Origin of the sequence: Helicobacter pylori (assembly GCF_003636935.1) — a bacterium.
GTDB classification, from domain to species: domain Bacteria; phylum Campylobacterota; class Campylobacteria; order Campylobacterales; family Helicobacteraceae; genus Helicobacter; species Helicobacter pylori_CH.
Genome location: NZ_MVVH01000005.1, coordinates 38,331 through 57,291 on the forward strand (window position 1 = coordinate 38,331; position 18,961 = coordinate 57,291).

14 protein-coding genes, 1 tRNA gene and 2 pseudogenes are annotated in these 18,961 nt (G+C 39.7%); 5 read left to right on the top strand and 12 right to left on the bottom strand.

The window, feature by feature from the left end:
* Positions 1 to 6 precede the first annotated feature (6 nt).
* Positions 7 to 1,266, bottom strand: a complete 1,260-nt coding sequence (locus EAL87_RS04545) for a NupC/NupG family nucleoside CNT transporter (RefSeq protein ID WP_120913273.1) — start codon at positions 1,264 to 1,266, stop codon at positions 7 to 9.
* A gap of 105 nt (positions 1,267 to 1,371) precedes the next feature.
* Positions 1,372 to 1,449 (bottom strand) — tRNA-Met (locus EAL87_RS04550).
* A gap of 172 nt (positions 1,450 to 1,621) precedes the next feature.
* On the opposite strand from EAL87_RS04550, the gene EAL87_RS04555 reads away from it, so the two are divergent.
* Both EAL87_RS04555 and EAL87_RS04560 read left to right on the top strand, forming a co-directional pair.
* Positions 1,622 to 2,914 (top strand): MFS transporter, encoded by a 1,293-nt coding sequence (locus tag EAL87_RS04555; protein WP_341457617.1) that lies wholly within the window; start codon positions 1,622 to 1,624, stop codon positions 2,912 to 2,914.
* Positions 2,915 to 2,932: 18 nt separating this feature from the next.
* On the top strand, positions 2,933 to 3,694 hold the full coding sequence (locus EAL87_RS04560) for a tRNA 2-thiocytidine biosynthesis TtcA family protein (RefSeq protein WP_120913277.1): 762 nt from the start codon (positions 2,933 to 2,935) through the stop codon (positions 3,692 to 3,694).
* An 8-nt stretch (positions 3,695 to 3,702) separates the two neighbouring features.
* Here the strand turns inward: EAL87_RS04560 and EAL87_RS04565 are convergent, their stop codons facing one another.
* From EAL87_RS04565 to EAL87_RS04575, 3 genes and pseudogenes are all read right to left on the bottom strand, one after another.
* Complete coding sequence (locus tag EAL87_RS04565; protein ID WP_120913279.1) at positions 3,703 to 4,854, bottom strand: cation:proton antiporter; 1,152 nt, start codon at positions 4,852 to 4,854, stop codon at positions 3,703 to 3,705.
* A gap of 25 nt (positions 4,855 to 4,879) precedes the next feature.
* A pseudogene (locus EAL87_RS04570) lies at positions 4,880 to 6,258 on the bottom strand (HP1184 family multidrug efflux MATE transporter).
* 167 nt (positions 6,259 to 6,425) lie between these two features.
* Positions 6,426 to 7,601, bottom strand: a complete 1,176-nt coding sequence (locus tag EAL87_RS04575; protein ID WP_120913283.1) for a sugar transporter — start codon at positions 7,599 to 7,601, stop codon at positions 6,426 to 6,428.
* 277 nt (positions 7,602 to 7,878) lie between these two features.
* On the opposite strand from EAL87_RS04575, the gene EAL87_RS04580 reads away from it, so the two are divergent.
* Positions 7,879 to 8,622 (top strand): carbonic anhydrase, encoded by a 744-nt coding sequence (locus EAL87_RS04580; RefSeq protein WP_078261450.1) that lies wholly within the window; start codon positions 7,879 to 7,881, stop codon positions 8,620 to 8,622.
* Here the strand turns inward: EAL87_RS04580 and EAL87_RS08355 are convergent.
* The 4 genes from EAL87_RS08355 to hisS form a co-directional block, all read right to left on the bottom strand.
* A complete protein-coding gene (locus EAL87_RS08355) occupies positions 8,605 to 8,736 on the bottom strand; it encodes a hypothetical protein (RefSeq protein ID WP_276205128.1) in 132 nt (43 codons plus the stop codon). The genes EAL87_RS04580 and EAL87_RS08355 overlap by 18 nt on opposite strands.
* Positions 8,737 to 8,852: 116 nt before the next feature.
* A complete protein-coding gene (locus EAL87_RS04585; RefSeq protein ID WP_423750101.1) occupies positions 8,853 to 9,866 on the bottom strand; it encodes a DUF874 family protein in 1,014 nt (337 codons plus the stop codon).
* Positions 9,867 to 10,417: 551 nt separating this feature from the next.
* Positions 10,418 to 11,458: an aspartate-semialdehyde dehydrogenase gene (gene asd, locus EAL87_RS04590; RefSeq protein WP_120913285.1), complete on the bottom strand. Its 1,041-nt coding sequence runs from the start codon at positions 11,456 to 11,458 to the stop codon at positions 10,418 to 10,420.
* The gene (gene hisS, locus EAL87_RS04595; protein ID WP_120913287.1) at positions 11,445 to 12,773 is read right to left on the bottom strand and encodes a histidine--tRNA ligase; all 1,329 of its coding nucleotides are present in this window, start codon (positions 12,771 to 12,773) and stop codon (positions 11,445 to 11,447) included. Before hisS ends, asd begins: the two co-directional genes overlap by 14 nt.
* 61 nt (positions 12,774 to 12,834) lie before the next feature.
* Between hisS and waaF the strand changes: the two genes are divergently transcribed.
* Together waaF and EAL87_RS04610 are read left to right on the top strand one after the other, a co-directional pair.
* The gene (gene waaF / locus EAL87_RS04600; RefSeq protein ID WP_120913289.1) at positions 12,835 to 13,884 is read left to right on the top strand and encodes a lipopolysaccharide heptosyltransferase II; all 1,050 of its coding nucleotides are present in this window, start codon (positions 12,835 to 12,837) and stop codon (positions 13,882 to 13,884) included.
* 515 nt (positions 13,885 to 14,399) lie between these two features.
* A pseudogene (locus tag EAL87_RS04610) lies at positions 14,400 to 15,388 on the top strand (aldo/keto reductase).
* A 536-nt stretch (positions 15,389 to 15,924) separates the two neighbouring features.
* On the opposite strand, the gene fusA reads toward EAL87_RS04610, so the two are convergent.
* The 3 genes from fusA to rpsL are packed head-to-tail and all read right to left on the bottom strand — an operon-like array spanning position 15,925 to position 18,905.
* Positions 15,925 to 18,003 (bottom strand): elongation factor G, encoded by a 2,079-nt coding sequence (gene fusA, locus EAL87_RS04615; protein WP_000101867.1) that lies wholly within the window; start codon positions 18,001 to 18,003, stop codon positions 15,925 to 15,927.
* A gap of 11 nt (positions 18,004 to 18,014) precedes the next feature.
* Complete coding sequence (gene rpsG / locus EAL87_RS04620; protein ID WP_001254357.1) at positions 18,015 to 18,482, bottom strand: 30S ribosomal protein S7; 468 nt, start codon at positions 18,480 to 18,482, stop codon at positions 18,015 to 18,017.
* Between the two features lie 15 nt (positions 18,483 to 18,497).
* The gene (gene rpsL, locus EAL87_RS04625) at positions 18,498 to 18,905 is read right to left on the bottom strand and encodes a 30S ribosomal protein S12 (RefSeq protein ID WP_001142321.1); all 408 of its coding nucleotides are present in this window, start codon (positions 18,903 to 18,905) and stop codon (positions 18,498 to 18,500) included.
* Between the last annotated feature and the right edge of the window lie 56 nt (positions 18,906 to 18,961).

Below are 18,961 nucleotides of genomic sequence, written 5' to 3' on the forward strand. Positions count from 1 at the left end.
TTGTCCTTATTGATTAGCGTTTAGCCCTATGAATAACCCAGCGATAGTCGCGCTCATGAAATTAGAAAGCGTGCCTACAAGCACCGCTTTTAAAGCAAGCCTTATAATGAGATCTTTCTTTTTAGGCACTAAACTGCCAAGCCCCCCAATCAGCATGGCGACTGAACTTAAGTTAGCGAATCCGCACAACGCAAAAGTGATGATGGCTTTAGTTTTCTCGCTCAAGATTAAAGGAGGGTTATCGCCCAAATAAGGCAATAACTGCATATAGCCCACAAATTCATTGAGCGCGATTTTAATGCCTATGATTTCTCCGGCAATCCCGGCCTGACTCCAAGGAATGCCTAACATAAAGGCTAAGGGTTTTAAGAGCGTGCCTAGAATCACCCCTAAAGACAAATGCTCCATGCCTAAAACCCCCCCTATAACCCCTAAAAGCCCGTTAATGAGTGCGAGCATCCCCACAAAGGCTAAAAGCATCGCTCCCACATGCAAGGCTAAATTTAGCCCTGTGCTTGCCCCATTAGCGATAGCTTCTATGGCGTTGACATGCTTTTCTACCGAAACATCTGCATGGCTAGAAATGGTTTCGTTTTGCGGGTAAATGATTTTAGCGAACAACAACCCCCCAGGAGCGGACATAAACGATGCGGCGATTAAATAAGGCAAAGGAATGCCCATGCTCGCATACCCGGCTAACACAGGCCCCGCAACGCTAGCCATGCCCACGCACATGACCGCAAAAATCTCTGAATCGCTCATGCTTTTCAAATAAGGTTTAATGACTAGGGGCGCTTCGGTGTGCGCTACAAAAATATTAGCCGCTGCGCTCATGCTTTCTGCTTTAGAAGTGCCTAAGCATTTTTGCAACGCCCCACCGATAAGATTGATAAATAAAGGCATGATTTTTAAATAATATAAAAGCGAAATCAAGCTAGCAAAAAAGATAATGATCGCTAAAACATTGATCGCAAAGATAAAGCCTCCTATCCCTTGATCGCCCTTAGCGTTTGGAGCGAGATTACCAAATAAAAAACGCACCCCCTCATAGCCGTAAGAAATCACGCTTTGTATGCCACTAGCTAAGCCTTGCAGCATTTCCCTACCCAAAGGCACATATAAAGCCAACGCCCCTAAAGCCACCTGGATCACAAACGCGCTGATAATCGTGCGATAATTAATAGCCCTTTTATTGCCAGAAAACACCCAAGCAATAAGAAAAAGCACCGCCATCCCTACAACACTTAAAAGAGAGCTAAAAATCATCGTCAAATCCCTAATTTAAGAAATTAAAAGATGCAGAGTTATTGTAGTTCAGGTTTGCTAAAAAAAAGATTAAATGAATATTAAATGAAGTTTAAATCAAAATCATGGTGTCAAGAGGGGGACTTGAACCCCCGACCTCCGGCTTATGAGACCAGTGCTCTAAACCAGCTGAGCTACCTTGACACAAGCAATTTTATAAAAAATAAAGAAGAGATTATATAAAAAATTTTCTTAAAAATCCATTAAAATTTTATTATTAATCCTACTTTCCTAAATTAATGATAAAAATTAGATATTTTCTTGTAAAATACTACGCATGTTTAAGAAAATTTTTCCATTAGCGTTAGTGTCGTCGTTGCGGTTTTTAGGGCTTTTTATTGTTTTGCCTGTCATTAGTTTGTATGCGGATAGTTTCCATTCAAGCAGTCCCTTGCTTATAGGTTTGGCGGTGGGCGGAGCGTATCTTGCGCAAATTATCTTTCAAACCCCCATGGGCATTCTTAGCGATAAGATAGGCCGTAAAGTGGTGGTGATGGTGTGCTTGTTGTTGTTTTTAGCTGGCTCGTTAGTGTGCTTTATAGCGAATGATATTGTTTGGCTTGTTATAGGGCGCTTCATTCAAGGCATGGGGGCTTTAGGGGGGGTTATTAGCGCAATGGTGGCTGATGAAGTGAAAGAAGAAGAACGCACTAAAGCCATGGCCATCATGGGGGCGTTTATTTTCATTAGCTTCACTATAAGCATGGCCATAGGTCCCGGGATTGTGGCGTTTTTTGGGGGGGCAAAATGGCTTTTTTTACTCACGGCGATCTTAACCTTATTGAGTTTATTGATGCTTTTAAAAGTCAAAGACGCCCCTAAAATTTCTTACCAAATCAAAAACATAAAAGCTTACCAACCCAACTCTAAAGCCTTGTATCTTTTGTATCTAAGCTCTTTTTTTGAAAAAGCGTTCATGACGCTTATTTTTGTGCTGATCCCTTTAGCCTTAGTGAATGAATTTTATAAAGATGAAAGTTTTTTAATCTTAGTGTATGTGCCTGGAGCCTTATTAGGGGTTTTAAGCATGGGAATAGCGAGCGTTATGGCTGAAAAATACAATAAACCTAAGGGAGTGATGCTTTCGGGGGTGTTCTTATTTATTATGAGTTATTTGTGTTTGTTTTTAGCCGACTCTAGCTTTTTAGGGAAATATTTATGGCTCTTTATTCTTGGGGTGGCGTTTTTCTTTATTGGCTTTGCCACCTTAGAGCCTATCATGCAATCTTTAGCGTCTAAATTCGCCAGAGCAAACGAAAAAGGCAAGGTTTTAGGGCAATTCACTACTTTTGGCTATTTAGGGAGCTTTGTTGGGGGCGTGAGCGGAGGGTTAAGCTACCATCATTTAGGCGTTTCTAACACAAGCTTAATCGTTGTAGCTTTAGGGCTTATTTGGGGTTTATCGCTCTTTTTACTCCATAACCCTTCCAAGCAAAAAAACGTCTATTTCCCCTTAGACGCTTACAATGAGGAACAATTTGAAACTTTAGAAGATAAAATCATTGAATGGTATGTCAATATTAGTGAAGAAATCATTATTGTGAAATATAATTCCGATCACATTAGTGAAGAAGAAATCATTCGCTTAGCGCGAAACTTTAGAAAATAAAACCATCAAGGATCAAAAATGGCCTATGAAATTTCTAAAAAAGTCTTACACATTGTAGGCAAGACCAACGCTACTTACAAACTCATAGAAGAGGGCGATAAAATTCTGTTAGGATTGAGCGGGGGCAAGGATTCTATCATGCTCGCTTGCATCTTAGCCAGGATGCAAAAACATGCCCCTTTCAAATTTGATTTTAAAGCGGTTACCGTGCATTATGGTTTGGGCGAAGATTTAAAATGGTTGAGCGATTTGTGCCAAGATCAAGGCATTGAGCATGAGATCATTTACACCCAAATCGCTGCCACGATCAACGAAAAACGCCGTGAAAAAAGCTCGTTTTGTTCGTTTTGTTCTCGTTTGAGGCGAGGGACTTTGTATTCTAAGGCTTTAGAGGAAGGCTACAATAAAGTCGCTATCGCGCACCATTTAGACGATGCGGTGGAGAGCTTTTTTATGAATTTCACTTATAACGGGAGTTTGAGGAGCATGCCCCCCATTTATAGGGCTGAAAACGGCTTGTTGGTGATCCGCCCTTTGATTAAGGTTCGAGAAGCTAGTAGTATTCATTTTGTTACTTCTCAAAATATCCCTGTCGCCCCTGATTGCAATTGCCCGGCCAAACAGCCCACCTCTGATAAGCCTCCTATCGCGCGATTAGCCACCAAAAATTTCTTAAAAGAAATGCAAAACTTGCACCCTCGTTTCTTTGATAGCTTAGAGAATGCGTTCAATAATGTCCAAGCGAGCAGCTTTAGCGACTCTAAATATTTAGACGCTTAAGCTTTTATTCAAGCTTTTTTGTTGAGTATTTTGATCGCAATCGTGAATAACACCCCTTCAAAAATAGCCGCCATGAGCAATGCGTAGTAGGTGTTTTGCGAGATCGCTTGCGCTTTTAAACCAACTGCTGCGGTGGTAACTAAAAAAGTTAAAGGCATAGAAGCCCCTAAGGCGAATGAAAACAAATGCTTAGCTTCTTTAAAGTATTTGCGCCACAATAAGGTTGAAGTGATCAAGTGCAAACTCAACATCGCTATGATAATCAGTATCCCTTGGAGGATCAAATGCGGGTTTAAAAACACTAATTTTAAGTCTAAAGTAGAGCCTACATGGATGAAAAACAAAGGCACAAAAAACCCAAAACCCACATCATTGAGCTTGTGGATCAATTCTGATTTGTGAGGGAAGAAAGTAGAAACGACTAACCCCGCCAAAAACGCCCCCAAAACCATTTCTATTTTGAGCCACACCACGATCGCAACCAAGGAAAAAAAGAGCATGAGCGAAAAACGCACATCTTGGTTAAACTGACTGCTTTTAGGCATCACAAAAAGCTTTAAATGCGGGAACCACCAAAACAAAGTCTTAAAGATTTGAAACGCCACGATGATTAAGATTAAAAAAACAATAAGAATGCCTAAATCTTTAATCAAATCCATGCCCAAACCATGCGAATACACCCCATCCACGACCACCAAACCAAAAATGCTTAACAATTCCCCAATAACGCCCACTTTTAAGACCAAATCAAGCCACAAAATCTCTTTACGATAATCCTTGACTAAAGTCATGATCATGCCCAAACTGATAATAGGGAAAATCACCATAAAAATAGGCTCTAAATTAAGGCTAAAAGTAAGGATGAACGAAAGCGTGTATAAAATCAACAGATAAGCAAAAATGCGTTTTAAAAGAGAAACCCCTAATTTTTTAAACAAATAGATCTCCACTTCCAAACCGCACAAAAACATTAAAAACAAAAAGCCAATTTCAGACATGATTTCAAAGCCCTTAGTTGGCTCAATAAAACCCACATACGCCCCAACAGACCCAAATAAAATCTCCACGACCGTGATAGGCAAACGAGAGATTCTAGATATATAGGGAGCTATTACGATTAAAAGCATAATGAGTGCGAAAGTGAAAAATTCTGCATGCATGTCTTAATTTTACCTTATTTATTGGTTAAGTTTTCAAAGCGATAGGGTTTTTCTCTTTATAAGTGGTAAAAACCCTTTTTTGATTTCGTAATAAGTTACCCCTAACGCTACTAAAAACGCTAAAAATTGCGCGATAGGGTAAGTTACCCAAATGCCATTAACCCCATAGAAATGGCTTAAAATTGGTAATAAAATAACGATAAACCCTAGCGTGTGCGAAAGGGTGATAACAAACGAACTTTTAGTGCGTTGGATGGATTGGAAAAACACCGCGCACAACAAATTCATGCCTAAAAAAACATAGCCCACATAATAAATATTCATCGCTCTTTTAGTCTCTTGCATAAAAAGGGGGTCTTGTTCGCTTGGTTGCAAATAAAGCTTGATTAAAAATTCATCTAAGAAATAATAAGCGCCATAGAAAACAATCCCTATACAAAACGCTGCTTTCAAACCAAAAACAAACACCTCTTTGACGCGCTCTAAATTTCTAGCCCCATAGCTAAAGCTCGCAATCGGTTGGATGCCTTGAGAAATCGCAAACAAAGTCGTAAAAAAGATAATCGCATTATACATAACGATCCCATACATGCTCACAAACCTTTCCCCAGCCGTGTGCATGATAGCGGTATTAAACAATAAAATCATCAAAGAAGCGCTAAATTCTGCCGTGCTTTGAGGTACGCCGCTTTTAGCTGAAGAAATGACTGAAGACAAAGAAAATCGTTTGATGAAATACAATTGCCCTTTTTTGCGCCAAAAATGCTGCATTAAGACTAAAACCCCTATCGCATGCCCTATCACGGTGGCTATCGCGCTGCCTTGAACCCCCACTTCCAAAACAAAAATAAACCAATAGTTGAAAAAGATATTCGCTAACGAGCCAATCAGCATCGCTACCATCGCTAAAATGGGGCGTTTGTCATTCACCACAAAAACATCCGCCAAAGGGTGGAGGACCATAAAAACCGCGCCCATTAAAATGATTTCAATGTAGCGTTTGGACATGCTCAATAAAGCGTCATTGCTCCCAAAAAAACGCGCGATAGTTTCGCTAAAAGGCAATAACGCCATGCTCAAAATAAAGGCACTTAGAGCGACAAAATAAAACACGCTGCTAAACACAAGCCTAGCCCTATGGGTTTTATTTTGACCCAAAAAATACCCCACAATACTCGCTGCCCCAAAACCAAAAAGCAATTCATACGCAATGAGTCCTGGAAAAATCGGCCATGCGATATTGACCGCAGCGATAGCTTCTTTACCCAGTTTCTTGCCCACAAACATGCCATCTATCATAGAGTAAGTGGAAAGTGAAATCATAGAAAAAGCTAAAGGGATAAAATAATAAAAAAAGAGCTTCCTTATCGAATCTTTATGCAAATCAATCTTTTTTTTGAGCATTTAAACCACACCGCTTAAAATTTATGACAAATTTTTCTATTTTAACATAAAAAGAGAGACAATCTGTCCGTTAGCGCGGTTGGATTCAAGCCGTATCACTAAATTTTAAAAATGGTTTTTAACGCGAAAGGGATTTTTCTTTATTGGGCTAATCCTTTTAACGCTCTTTATGTTTTTTTAAACTTTATCGTAATGAATCTAAGCCAAAACAGCGCCAACAAACCTAAAGCCCCACCCACAAAGCCAATATACCCTAGCCCTAATTGGTGGATCACAATACTGCCAAACAACGCTCCTGATCCAATCCCCACATTATAGCTCCCCGAAAAAATCGCGCTCGCGACATCCGTGGCATCTGGGGCGAGCTGTAACACCCTCATTTGCAACGCAATAGTGAGTGAAGTGATCCCTATTCCCCACAAGAAAATTTGCAAAAAGATCACCCACTCTAAGTTTTTAAACACAAACAGCAAGAGTTGCGGGCAAATGACTAAAACCATTGCAAAAGCGATAAATTTTCTTGAATTTTTCGCATACAAACGGCCGAATAAAAAACTCCCTGCCACGCCCGCTAACCCAAAAACAAACAGCATTAGCGTCGTAATGTCAGGAGAAAATTGGCTGATTTGAATGATAAAAGGCTCAATATAGCTATAAGTGGTGAAATGCCCAGAGATAACCATGATCACAAGCAAATAAATCCCCACTAAAAGCGGGCGTTTCATTAATATAGGGACACTTGCGAGCGTGCCGGCGTTTCTACTCGGTAAATGCGGGAGCAATTTCCACATAAGCAACGCTATAAGAGTCGCAATGCCCCCAATCACGCCAAAAGTGGATCGCCAATCCAAAATTTGCCCAATGATCCTCCCAAGCGGCAACCCTAAAATCATCGCTAACGAACTCCCTAACGCCAATAACCCTAAAGCTTGTTGTTTTTTATTTCTTGGCGCGACACGAATGACTAAAGAAGCCGTGATGGACCAAAAAATAGAGTGGGCAAAAGCGATACCCATACGAGAAATGAGTAGCACCCAAAAATTCCACGCTAGCGCTGAAAGGATATGGCTAATAATAAAAAGGGCGAAAAGAAAAAGCAATAAGCGTTTCCTCTCAATCTTAGCGCTAAGCAGCATCAAGGGCAATGAGCCAAGAGACACCACCCACGCATAAGCAGTGATCATAAGCCCCACTGTTGCGCTCTCCATTTCAAAACTTTTCGCAATATCTGATAAGAGCGCGACAGGGACAAACTCCGTGGTGTTAAAAATAAACGCCGAAAGCGAAAACACAAAAACCCGCATTAAGGCGAATTTTTGATACGATTGTTTGGTTATCATCATTTAAATCTTAAGGGATTAAATTTTATTCCATTTGAAAATTTGTAGTGTAAAACAAAAATTTTAATCGCTTGTAAATTGGGGGCTGGTTAAAACAAATATTTCCGCTCCATAGGCGCATTAAAAATTAATAGAATTGTTACCATATAAAACAGAATTTAAAATCATTTCCAACTTTTAACCAATCTATTTTTTGTAACTGCGGTCATTATTGATTAAGCGCTAGAATTGATCCATTGCTTTTTAATATTTTAGAATTTTAGAATAAAGGATAATTAAAATGAAAAAAACTTTTTTGATCGCTTTAGCGTTAGCCGCTTCTCTTATAGGCGCTGAAAATACCAAATGGGATTATAAAAATAAAGAAAATGGCCCGCACCGCTGGGACAAATTGCACAAAGATTTTGAAGTGTGCAAAAGCGGTAAAAGCCAATCGCCCATCAACATTGAGCATTACTACCACACGCAAGATAAAGCCGATTTGCAATTCAAATACGCCGCTTCTAAACCTAAAGCGGTCTTTTTCACTCATCATACTTTGAAGGCTTCGTTTGAGCCGACTAACCACATCAATTATAGAGGGCATGACTATGTGCTGGATAATGTGCATTTCCACGCCCCTATGGAGTTTTTAATCAATAATAAAACCAGGCCTTTGAGCGTGCATTTCGTGCATAAAGACGCTAAAGGGCGTTTGCTGGTGCTAGCGATTGGTTTTGAAGAAGGGAAAGAAAACCCCAACCTTGATCCCATTTTAGAAGGCATTCAAAAGAAACAAAATTTTAAAGAGGTGGCATTAGACGCTTTCTTGCCTAAAAGCATCAATTACTACCATTTTAACGGCTCTCTCACCGCTCCTCCTTGCACAGAGGGAGTGGCATGGTTTGTCATAGAAGAGCCTTTGGAAGTCTCTGCCAAACAATTGGCTGAAATCAAAAAACGCATGAAAAATTCGCCCAACCAACGCCCCGTCCAGCCTGACTACAACACCGTGATCATTAAAAGCTCAGCTGAGACCCGCTAAAGATCCGCTAAAATTAAAACCCTCTCTTTTGAAAGAGGGAGGTAAAAACCATTCTTCATAAAATACCGCTAAAAATTGCAACCGCTTGTATTTTGTGAAACGCTCAAACGCCAAAAATGATTGGGATCCCTACTAAGGAGTTTAAAAAAAGCTCTGTTCTAATTGGGTAACATAGAGCCTTTAAAATACCATAAATAAGCTAAAAACGATTTTATGGTGTTTTCTTATGCCTACACCCTTTTACTATAACCATAACCCGTTTTTTCTACTTTCTTTTCAGTATTAGCAACTACTTTTATTTCTTTATTAACATCAGCAAATATTTTTTGAACGAACAAAAGGCTTTGAGAGGTTGAAAGGTGGGCTTGTGGGTCTGGTTTTAAATGCCTCATTTCAAGCATTTTAGCTTGAGCTTTAGAGCGTATTTTTAGATTTTCTTTTTGCCATTCTTCTGTAACATTAAAATCTCTAGGGTCTAGTTCTAAATAAGCGATAGAACTTGGTTTATAAAAATCCACTTGTTTAGCGATAGCTTTTTGTGAATAGGGCAGAGATTCTAGCTCTTTTTGCAAATAAGCTATAAGCTCTTGCACTTTTGATCCTCTTTGAGAGCGGGGTTGTTTAGAGTTTGGGAGGTGTTTTGGCTGGATAGGGGTTTGATTGGTTTTTGCAGGTTTAGGGGTTTTGCATTCAGCTTCTACTTCTACAGCAATACCAGTAGTAATACCGGTCTTAATTCTTGCTTTTTTAATAAACAATTGACCATGTTTTTCTTGGCAATTTTGTTCTGCGTATTTAATGAAATCTTTCTGTTCTTTAATTAAATCTCTTTGTATATTAATTGTCTTTTGTTTTTGCTGTTCTAACTCTATCTCACTCTTATTTGCCTTCTGTTTTTCTTGTTCTGTTTTCTGTCTTTCTTGTTCTGCTTTTATTTGACTATTAGCGAGTTCTATCTCATTCTTATTTGTCTTTTGCCTTTCTTGTTCTAACTCTATCTCACTCTTATTTGCTCTATCCCTAGCATTTTCAGCTTCCTTTTGAGTTTCAGCCACTTCTTTTTTGGATTGGTCATCAGCAAAACACACATTCATAAGCATGGCTGTTATCGCTGTTACACCTATTGCTGAATTAAACCATGAGTTAGGATGCGTTTTTAAATAATCATCTGCAGTCTTAACATTCCCACATATCCAATTGCTTTTTTTAATTTGTTTTTTATCGAGTCTTTTATCGCTTCCCAAAAAGCAATCCCCATTATAGACATTCCCACATTCTTAAAAACTTTCTTTTCTTTTGCTGTTTTTCCTAACTTCATCATCATTGTTGCAAGCATTACTAAAACCCTTATAATAGGCATTTAAATCCTTTCAAAAAAACAATCTCACTTTTCAAAATCTTATTATTGTAGTATATATAGCCATATTTAATCGCTATTAAACGATTGGTTTGAAAAATTGTAAGGGTCAATCCAATCAGATTTTTCTAATCCATTTCAATAAAACTTGATACAAGTTTTCCTTGATACCTTAAACTCACACCCTTTTAAAGGGAATAATAGGCAATAACTCGCTAGCTAAACATTCACTCTCTGCTTGAGTGTAAGCCTTTATCATTTCTTTTGACCTACCAAATACTAGCATTTCTCTCAATCAAGCCTTGAGAAATTCAATTACACCCCTGTTTAACATCGCAAGCCTAGTAACTTAAAGCTCTTTTTTAGAGATTGGGTTAGATTGATCCTTGTCCTTAATTCAAGCGCATGCGCATTCATCTTTGTTATCTTTGAGTGAACTCAAGCGTTCTTAATGTAATGCATGGCGATTTTGAGCGCGTTGGTGGCTGCCCCCACTCTTAATTGATCCGCCACGCAAAAGCCATGCAAGGTTTTCTTATCAAACAAATCCTTCCTCAAGCGCCCTATATAGGTGCTATCCGTGTGGCTCGCTTTTAGGGGCGTGGGGTAGAGATTATGGCTAGGATCATCGCAAACAACCACGCTAGGGGCGTTTTTTAAAACTTCATAGACTTCTTTAAGATCGAATTCTTTTTCAAAAGCGATACTCAAACTCTCGCTATGGCTCCTCAATACCGGCACGCGCACGCAAGTCGCGCTGATAGGGAAATCCACGCCCATGATTTTATGGGTTTCATGCACCATTTTCAGCTCTTCTTTCGTGTAGCCATTCTCCTTAAAAGTATCAATATGAGCGATCGCATTGAAAGCGATCGGATAAGGGAAAGCCCCGGCTTGCAAGATTTGGTTTAAATCAATAGCGGGGTCTTTTTCCAAGCACTCTAATGCGGTTTTTAACTCCCTTTTCAAACTCTCTATACCCTTGTTCCCTGCCCCACTCACGGCTTGATAAGTGCTAACAATCACGCTTTTTATCTTAAAATAAAGGTGTAAGGGGTTTAAGATTTGCGTCATTTGAATGGTGGAGCAATTAGGGTTAGCGATGATATTTAAAGGAGCGTTAAAAATTTCTTTAGCGTTGATTTCAGGCACGACTAAAGGCACATCTTTATTCAATCTAAAAAAGCTCGTGTTATCAATCACTAAGGCCGTTTTTGCAGCGCTTGTAGCAAATTCTTCGCTCACGCTCCCCCCAGCGCTAAAAAAGGCGATGTCTATTTTTTCTTTTTCAAAAACTTCGTGCGTGGTTTCTAAAATCTCATAGTCTTTATTGAAAGCTCTGATCTTTTTACCGGCACTTCTAGCACTAGCGAGCGGGACAAATTTCTTAATCGGGAAAAAAGAATTTTCTAAACCTTTAATCAGCTCTTGCCCTACCGCCCCACTAGCCCCGACAATAGCGACATTATAAGTCTTCATCGTTTTCTCCAATGATTTCAAGGGCTTTTAAAAAACTCAAGCAATTCAACTGCATGCCTGAATGCATGTTTTTCAAGCTTAAGGTTTCGCTTTTAAATTCTTCTTCGCCAATAATAACCACAAACTCATGCCCCTTATGGTTGGCGTAAGAAAAGGGTTTTTTGATTTTTTGAGCTTCTGGATAGACTTCGCTAAAAATCCCGCTTTGCCTTAAAGACTCCGCTAAGCGGTTGGCGTAAGAAAAATACTCTTCATGCATGCAAGCGATTAAAACTTTAGCTTGGGTGGAACGCTCGTCTAATAATTGCATTTCACTCAAAGCCACAATCAATCTATCAATCCCAATAGAAGCCCCTACCCCTTGTAAATTTTCTTTAGAAAAATTCTTAGTCAAATGATCGTAACGCCCCCCTGAACACACGCTCCCTAAAGACTTCATATCATTAAGCGTGGTTTCATACACAATCCCTGTATAATACCCTAACCCCCTAGCAATAGAAAAATCAATTTTATACAGGTTTTGAGAAATTTGCAAATCCCCTAGCAGCTGGTATAGCCTTTCTAAATCCTGTATGCCCTTTTTTAGATTTTCATTATAGTCTTTCAAGTAAGCAATTTTTTCAAAAAATTCCGCATGGCTTAAATCGTTTTGTTGGATTTGAACCATTTCTAAAAGCTCTTTAATGGTGTTTGAATTTAAATCGCACTCTTTTTTTAATTCTTCTTCAACCCCATTCAAGCCAATTTTTTCCAATTTATCCACAACGCGCAACACTGCATTCACTTGAGAGATCCCAAAATATTCGCATATCCCGTTCAAAATTTTTCTGTGGTTGATAGAGACGCAAAAATCTTCTAAATCCAAAGCTTTTAAAGAAGCGATGATCACTTGAATGATCTCAGCATCGCACACCAAACTCTCGCTCCCTATAAAATCAAAATCGCATTGCGTAAATTCCCTGTAACGCCCTTTTTGCGCCCTTTCACCCCTAAAGACATTGCCTATGGCGTAGCGTTTAAAGGGCATGCCTAATATTTGGTGGTGCAAAGAGACAAAGCGGGCTAATGGCACGGTCAAATCAAACCTTAAAGCCACATCCCTATCCCCATGGTCTTTAAAACGATAAATTTCTTTTTGAATATCACTGCTCGCATCAGGTAGTAGTGCTTCAGCGTATTCCAAATGAGGGGTTTCAATCGGCACAAAACCAAAACTTTGAAACACGACTGAAACTTTAGAAAGCAACTGGGCTTTTTGTATCGCATCTTTAGGCAAGCGGTCTTTAAACCCGCTCAACACTTTAGGGGTAATCATTCCATTTCCTTGTATTTGTATGCTAAAATTTTAGCTTAAAATCTTTAAAAAAGGGCTATTGATGAGCGTAAATGCACCCAAACGCATGCGTATTTTATTGCGTTTGCCTAATTGGTTAGGCGATGGGGTGATGGCAAGCTCGCTTTTTTACACCCTTAAACACCACTACCCTAACGCGCGTTTTATCTTAGTGGGCCCACAAATCACTTGCGAACTTTTCAAAAAAGATGAAAAAATAGAAGCCGTTTTTACAGATGACACCAAAAAATCCTTTTTCAGGCTATTAGCCACTTACAAACTCGCTCAAAAAATAGGGCGTTGCGATATAGCGATCGCATTAAACAACCATTTTTATTCGGCTTTTTTGCTCTATGCGACAAAAACGCCTATCCGCATCGGCTTTGCTCAATTTTTTCGTTCTTTTTTCCTTAGCCATGCAATAACTACTGCCCCTAAAGAGTATCACCAAGTGGAAAAGTATTGCTTTTTGTTTTCGCAATTTTTAGAAAAAGAATTGGATCAAAAAAGCGTTTTACCCTTAAAATTGGCTTTTAACCTCCCCGCTCACACCCCAAACACCCCTAAAAAAATCGGCTTTAACCCTAGTGCAAGCTATGGGAGCGCTAAAAGATGGCCGGCTTCTTATTACGCTGAAGTTTCTGCTGTTTTGTTAGAAGAAGGGCATGAAATTTATTTTTTTGGGGCTAAAGAAGACGCTATTGTTTCTGAAGAAATTTTAAAACTCACTAAAGGTTTATTAAAAAACCCCTTATTATCCCGTAACGCTTACAATCTGTGCGGGAAAACCAGCATTGAAGAATTGATACAACGCATCGCTATTTTAGATTTATTCATCACTAACGATAGTGGCCCTATGCATGTGGCTGCTAGTGCACAAACCCCCTTAATCGCTCTTTTTGGCCCCACCGATGAAAAAGAGACTCGCCCCTATAAAGCTCAAAAAGCGATTGTATTGAACCACCATTTAAGCTGTGCGCCTTGCAAGAAACGAGTTTGCCCTTTAAAGAATGAAAAAAACCATTTGTGCATGCGATCTATCACGCCCCTTGAAGTCCTAGAAGCCGCTCACGCTTTTTTAGAAGAGTCTTAAACACCCTTCATGGACTTTTTTAAAAACGCAACCATATTGACAAAACTCTGTATATATAAACTTTACTTTTGAAAGCGTGAGAAGAGCGATAAATCCTATCAAGGGTTTTAAAAAATGGTAGGAAATTATAGGATAATATCCAAAAAAGCGTTTTTAAAAACGCTTTTTTGAGTCAAAAACCCTTAAGCTACTGAGTTTTTAGGTTTTTTAGCGTCTTTTTTATCTTTGTGAGCGTATGCAGAACTCACCGCTAAAACCGATAACAAAACACCTGTCAAGATTTGCTTTTTCATACGAAAACTCCTTGTGATGATTTTAAAAGCGAGAGAATTATATTTTTCAAAAGTAAACGAATAGAAACCAATCAAATTTTTGATTGGTTTGGTGGTTTTGCTACCTTAAAAAAACTACAATACAAAAAACTTGATAAATTATCTCTGGTTTTAGAAAGTTTGATAAAAATTAAGATTGCGGTTATTTATACTGAAAAAACAATATGAAATCAAGGAGTTTGTATGCAACAGCGTCATTTAGGCCCTTTAAAAGTGGGCGCGTTAGCTCTAGGGTGCATGGGCATGACTTATGGGTATGGGGAAGTCCATGATAAAAAGCAGATGGTTAAACTTATCCATAAGGCTTTGGAATTGGGTATTAACTTTTTTGACACTGCAGAGGCTTATGGGGAAGATAATGAAAAGCTTTTAGGCGAAGCGATCAAGCCTTTTAGAGACAAGGTTGTGGTAGCGAGCAAGTTTGGGATTTACTACGCAGATCCTAATGACAAATACGCAACCATGTTTTTAGACTCCAGTCCTAACCGCATTAAGAGCGCCATTGAAGGGAGTTTGAAACGCTTAAAAGTAGAATGCATTGATTTATACTACCAACACCGCATGGATACTAACACGCCCATAGAAGAAGTGGCAGAAGTTATGCAAGCTCTTATTAAAGAAGGAAAAATTAAAGCTTGGGGGATGAGTGAGGCAGGGTTGTCTAGCATCCAAAAAGCCCATCAAATTTGCCCTTTAAGCGCGTTGCAGAGCGAATATTCCTTGTGGTGGCGCGAACCTGAAAAAGAGATTTTAGGTTTTTTAGAAAAAGAAAAAATTGGTTTTGTCGCTTTCTCGCCTTTGGGTAAGGGGTTTTAGGCGCGAAATTTGAAAAAAATGCCACCTTCGCTAGTGGGGATTTTAGAAGCGTTTCTCCTAGGTTTAATCAAGAAAATCTAGCCAAAAATTATGTCTTGGTGGAATTAATCCAAGATCATGCACACGCTAAAGGCGTTACACCAGCCCAACTGGCTCTCTCATGGATTTTGCACACGCAAAAAATCATTGTCCCTCTCTTTGGCACCACCAAAGAATCCAGGCTCATAGAAAATATAGGGGCTTTGCAGGTTTCTTGGAGTCAAAAAGAATTGGAGATTTTCCAAAAAGAATTGACTGCAATCAAAATAGAAGGGGCCCGCTACCCTGAAAGAATCAATAAAATGGTGAATCAATAAAAGTATTGGGTATTTATAATTGCATTGGCTCTTTTAAAAGAGATTGAGCGTTATTTTCTGTTTGTCAGTGTGTTTTTATCCCCCTAACAAACTTTTTAAGGCATTTTAACAAGGCTTTGTTTTAATAAAAAATTGATTATAAAAATTTGAAAAAATACCAAAAAGCGTTTTTTAAGATTGAATACAAAAGAGCTTGTCGTTAGTCAAGCGGAATTTCTTGTAAGGCGGTCTATGAATTAGGGGATTTTTAAAAAGCATTGCTACAAAACACCCCCTAACCCCTTAAGAAAACGAATTCCACCATGAAATAAAATCTAAAACGATTAAATGAAGCAACCAAAACCCCATTTTTAAAAATCAAAAAGTTTTAGTTACCCCTTATTTGATGAGAACAAAGCTAAAAAGCAATTTTATAGCAAATTAAAATGAAGAAAGACTCATTAAGGGGATAAACCCACCTAAAAAGTCTCTTTAATTTAAAGGAGAAAAGTTTAAATAGTGCAACACCCCTTTTTTAAGAAAGTGTTACGATAAAATCAGCCTTTGCGTTTTTCCACGATTTCCTTAGCGATATTGCTAGGCACTTCGCCATAATGATCAAACTCCATAGAGTAAGTCCCACGCCCTTGAGTGGCTGATCGTAAATCCGTAGAATAACCAAACATTTCCACCAACGGCACAAAAGCGTTCACGATTTTCAAGCCTAATCTATCGTCCATAGAATTGATTTGCCCTCTTCTTCTATTGAGATCGCCAATCACATCGCCCATGTATTCTTCAGGGACTTCCACTTCCACTTTCATCATAGGCTCTAGTAAAACCGGATTAGCCGCGCGACTCGCTTCTTTAAACGCCATAGATCCTGCGATCTTAAACGCCATTTCTGAAGAATCCACATCATGGTAGCTCCCATCATAAAGGGTGACTTTAAAATCCACCACCGGATAACCTGCTAAAACGCCATTTTGCATCGCTTCTTGGATACCCTTATCCACCGCAGGGATATATTCTTTAGGGATTACGCCCCCAGAAATTTCATTCACAAATTCATACCCACTGCCCGGCTCTTTAGGCTCAAGTTTGATAAACACATGCCCGTATTGCCCACGACCACCGCTTTGCTTAGCGTATTTATGCTCTTTGCTCACGCTAGAGCGGATAGTCTCTCTAAAGGCGACTTGCGGCTGACCGATTTCGGCTTCCACCTTAAATTCTCTTTTCAATCTATCCACGATGATTTCTAGGTGCAATTCACCCATGCCACCAATAAGGGTTTGCCCGGTTTCTTCTTGAGTCATCACCCTAAAGCTTGGATCTTCTTCGGCAAGCTTGCCTAACGCTACGCCCATTTTTTCCTGGTCTGCTTTCGTTTTAGGCTCCACAGCGATGTGAATGACCGGCTCAGGAAATTCCATCCTCTCTAAAACAACCGCATTTTTTTCATCGCAAAGCGTGTCCCCAGTTAGCGTGTCTTTTAAGCCCACAAACGCGCAAATCTCACCTGCATAAACTTCTTTAATGTCTTCTCTCTTGTTGGAGTGCATTTTAAGAAGCCTTCCCACGCGCTCTTTCTTGTCTTTGGTGGAATTATACACATAGCTACCGGATTCTAGCTTGCCGCGATACACGCGCACAAAAGTGAGTTGGCCCACAAAAGGATCCGTCATGATTTTAAACGCCAAACCGGCAAACTCGCCATCATCGCTGGATTTCACAAAAACCTCTTCTTCAGTTTTTGGATCAATCCCCTTAATATCCACAACCTCCGTAGGCGCTGGCAAGTAATCAATGACCGCATCTAATAAAGTCTGCACGCCTTTATTTTTAAAAGAAGAACCACAAAGCATAGGGACAAGGCTCATGTTCAAGCAACCTGTTTTAATGCCTTTTTTGATTTCTTCAATATCCAATTCTTCACCACCTAAATACTTTTCCATCAAGGCTTCATCTTGCTCGGCTACAGCTTCCACAAGCTTTTCTCGGTATTGTTTAGCCTTTTCTAACAAATCGCTAGGGATTTCTTCCACATCGTATTTGGCCCCCATGGTTTCATTATTCCAAACGATCGCTTTCATTTGGACTAAATCAATCACGCCAATGAAAGTGTCTTCAGCCCCGATAGGGATATTGATAGGCACAGGATTAGCTTTCAAGCGCTGCTTGATCTGGTTTTCTACATTATAGAAATTCGCCCCAATCCTATCCATTTTATTGACAAAAACAATCCTAGGCACGCCGTATTTATTCGCTTGACGCCACACAGTCTCGCTTTGAGGTTGCACGCCCCCAACCGAGCAAAACACCGAAACCGCACCATCCAGCACGCGCATGGATCGTTCCACTTCAATAGTGAAATCCACATGCCCTGGGGTGTCAATCAAATTGATTTGGTGATCCTTCCAAAAACAAGTCGTTGCCGCAGAAGTGATAGTGATCCCTCTTTCTTTTTCTTGCTCCATCCAATCCATTGTCGCTGCACCGTCATGCACTTCGCCAATCTTATGGCTCACGCCTGTATAGAATAAAATCCTTTCAGAAGTGGTGGTTTTCCCAGCATCAATGTGAGCGGCGATACCGATATTCCTGATCCTGTTTAATGGGGTTTTTCTAGCCATTCTAACTCCAATTACCAGCGGTAGTGCGCGAACGCTTTATTCGCTTCTGCCATTTTATGCACATCTTCTTTTTTCTTAAAAGCCGCACCTTTATCGCTAGCCGCATCCATAAGTTCGTTAGCCAGTCTATCCACCATCATTCTTTCATTGCGTTTTCTGGTCGCTTCTAAAATCCAACGAATGGATAGCGACTGCTGGCGGCTCGCCCTCACTTCTACCGGCACTTGATAGGTAGCCCCACCCACTCTTCTGCTGCGCACTTCCACTAAAGGACGCACTCTTTCTAGGGCTTTTTCAAACACTTCAATCCCTTTTTCACCGCTTTTTTCTTCAATCTTATTAAAAGCTTTGTAGATGATTTTTTCCGCTACGCTTTTCTTGCCGTCGAACATCATCTTATTGATAAACTTAGTAACCACTTTATTCCCATAAACAGGATCGCCCAAAACCTCCCTAACGGGTGCTTTTCTTCTTCTCATGTTTTTGTTTTCCTCTTATTTTTTCTTGTTGTCTGTTGCTTTCTTGTCGGTCGCTTTAGCTTTTTTAGTCCCATACTTAGAGCGTGAAACCGTTCTTTTATTGACCCCTGCAGTGTCTAAAGCGCCACGAACGATGTGGTATTTCACACCGGGTAAATCCTTAACCCTACCCCCACGCACTAACACAATGGAGTGCTCTTGCAAGTTATGCCCTTCACCAGGGATATAACTGATCACTTCAAATTTACTGGTCAAACGGACCTTAGCGACCTTTCTTAAAGCCGAGTTAGGCTTTTTAGGGGTAGTCGTATAAACCCTAGTACAAACCCCTCTTCTTTGAGGGCATTCCACTAATGCAGGTGATTTCGTTTTTTTAACCACCTTTTTCCTTTCTTTTCTAATCAACTGATTGATAGTAGGCACTATTTTTCCTTATTCTAAAAATTTAAAACTAAAAGTTCCCCCATTTTACCCTAATT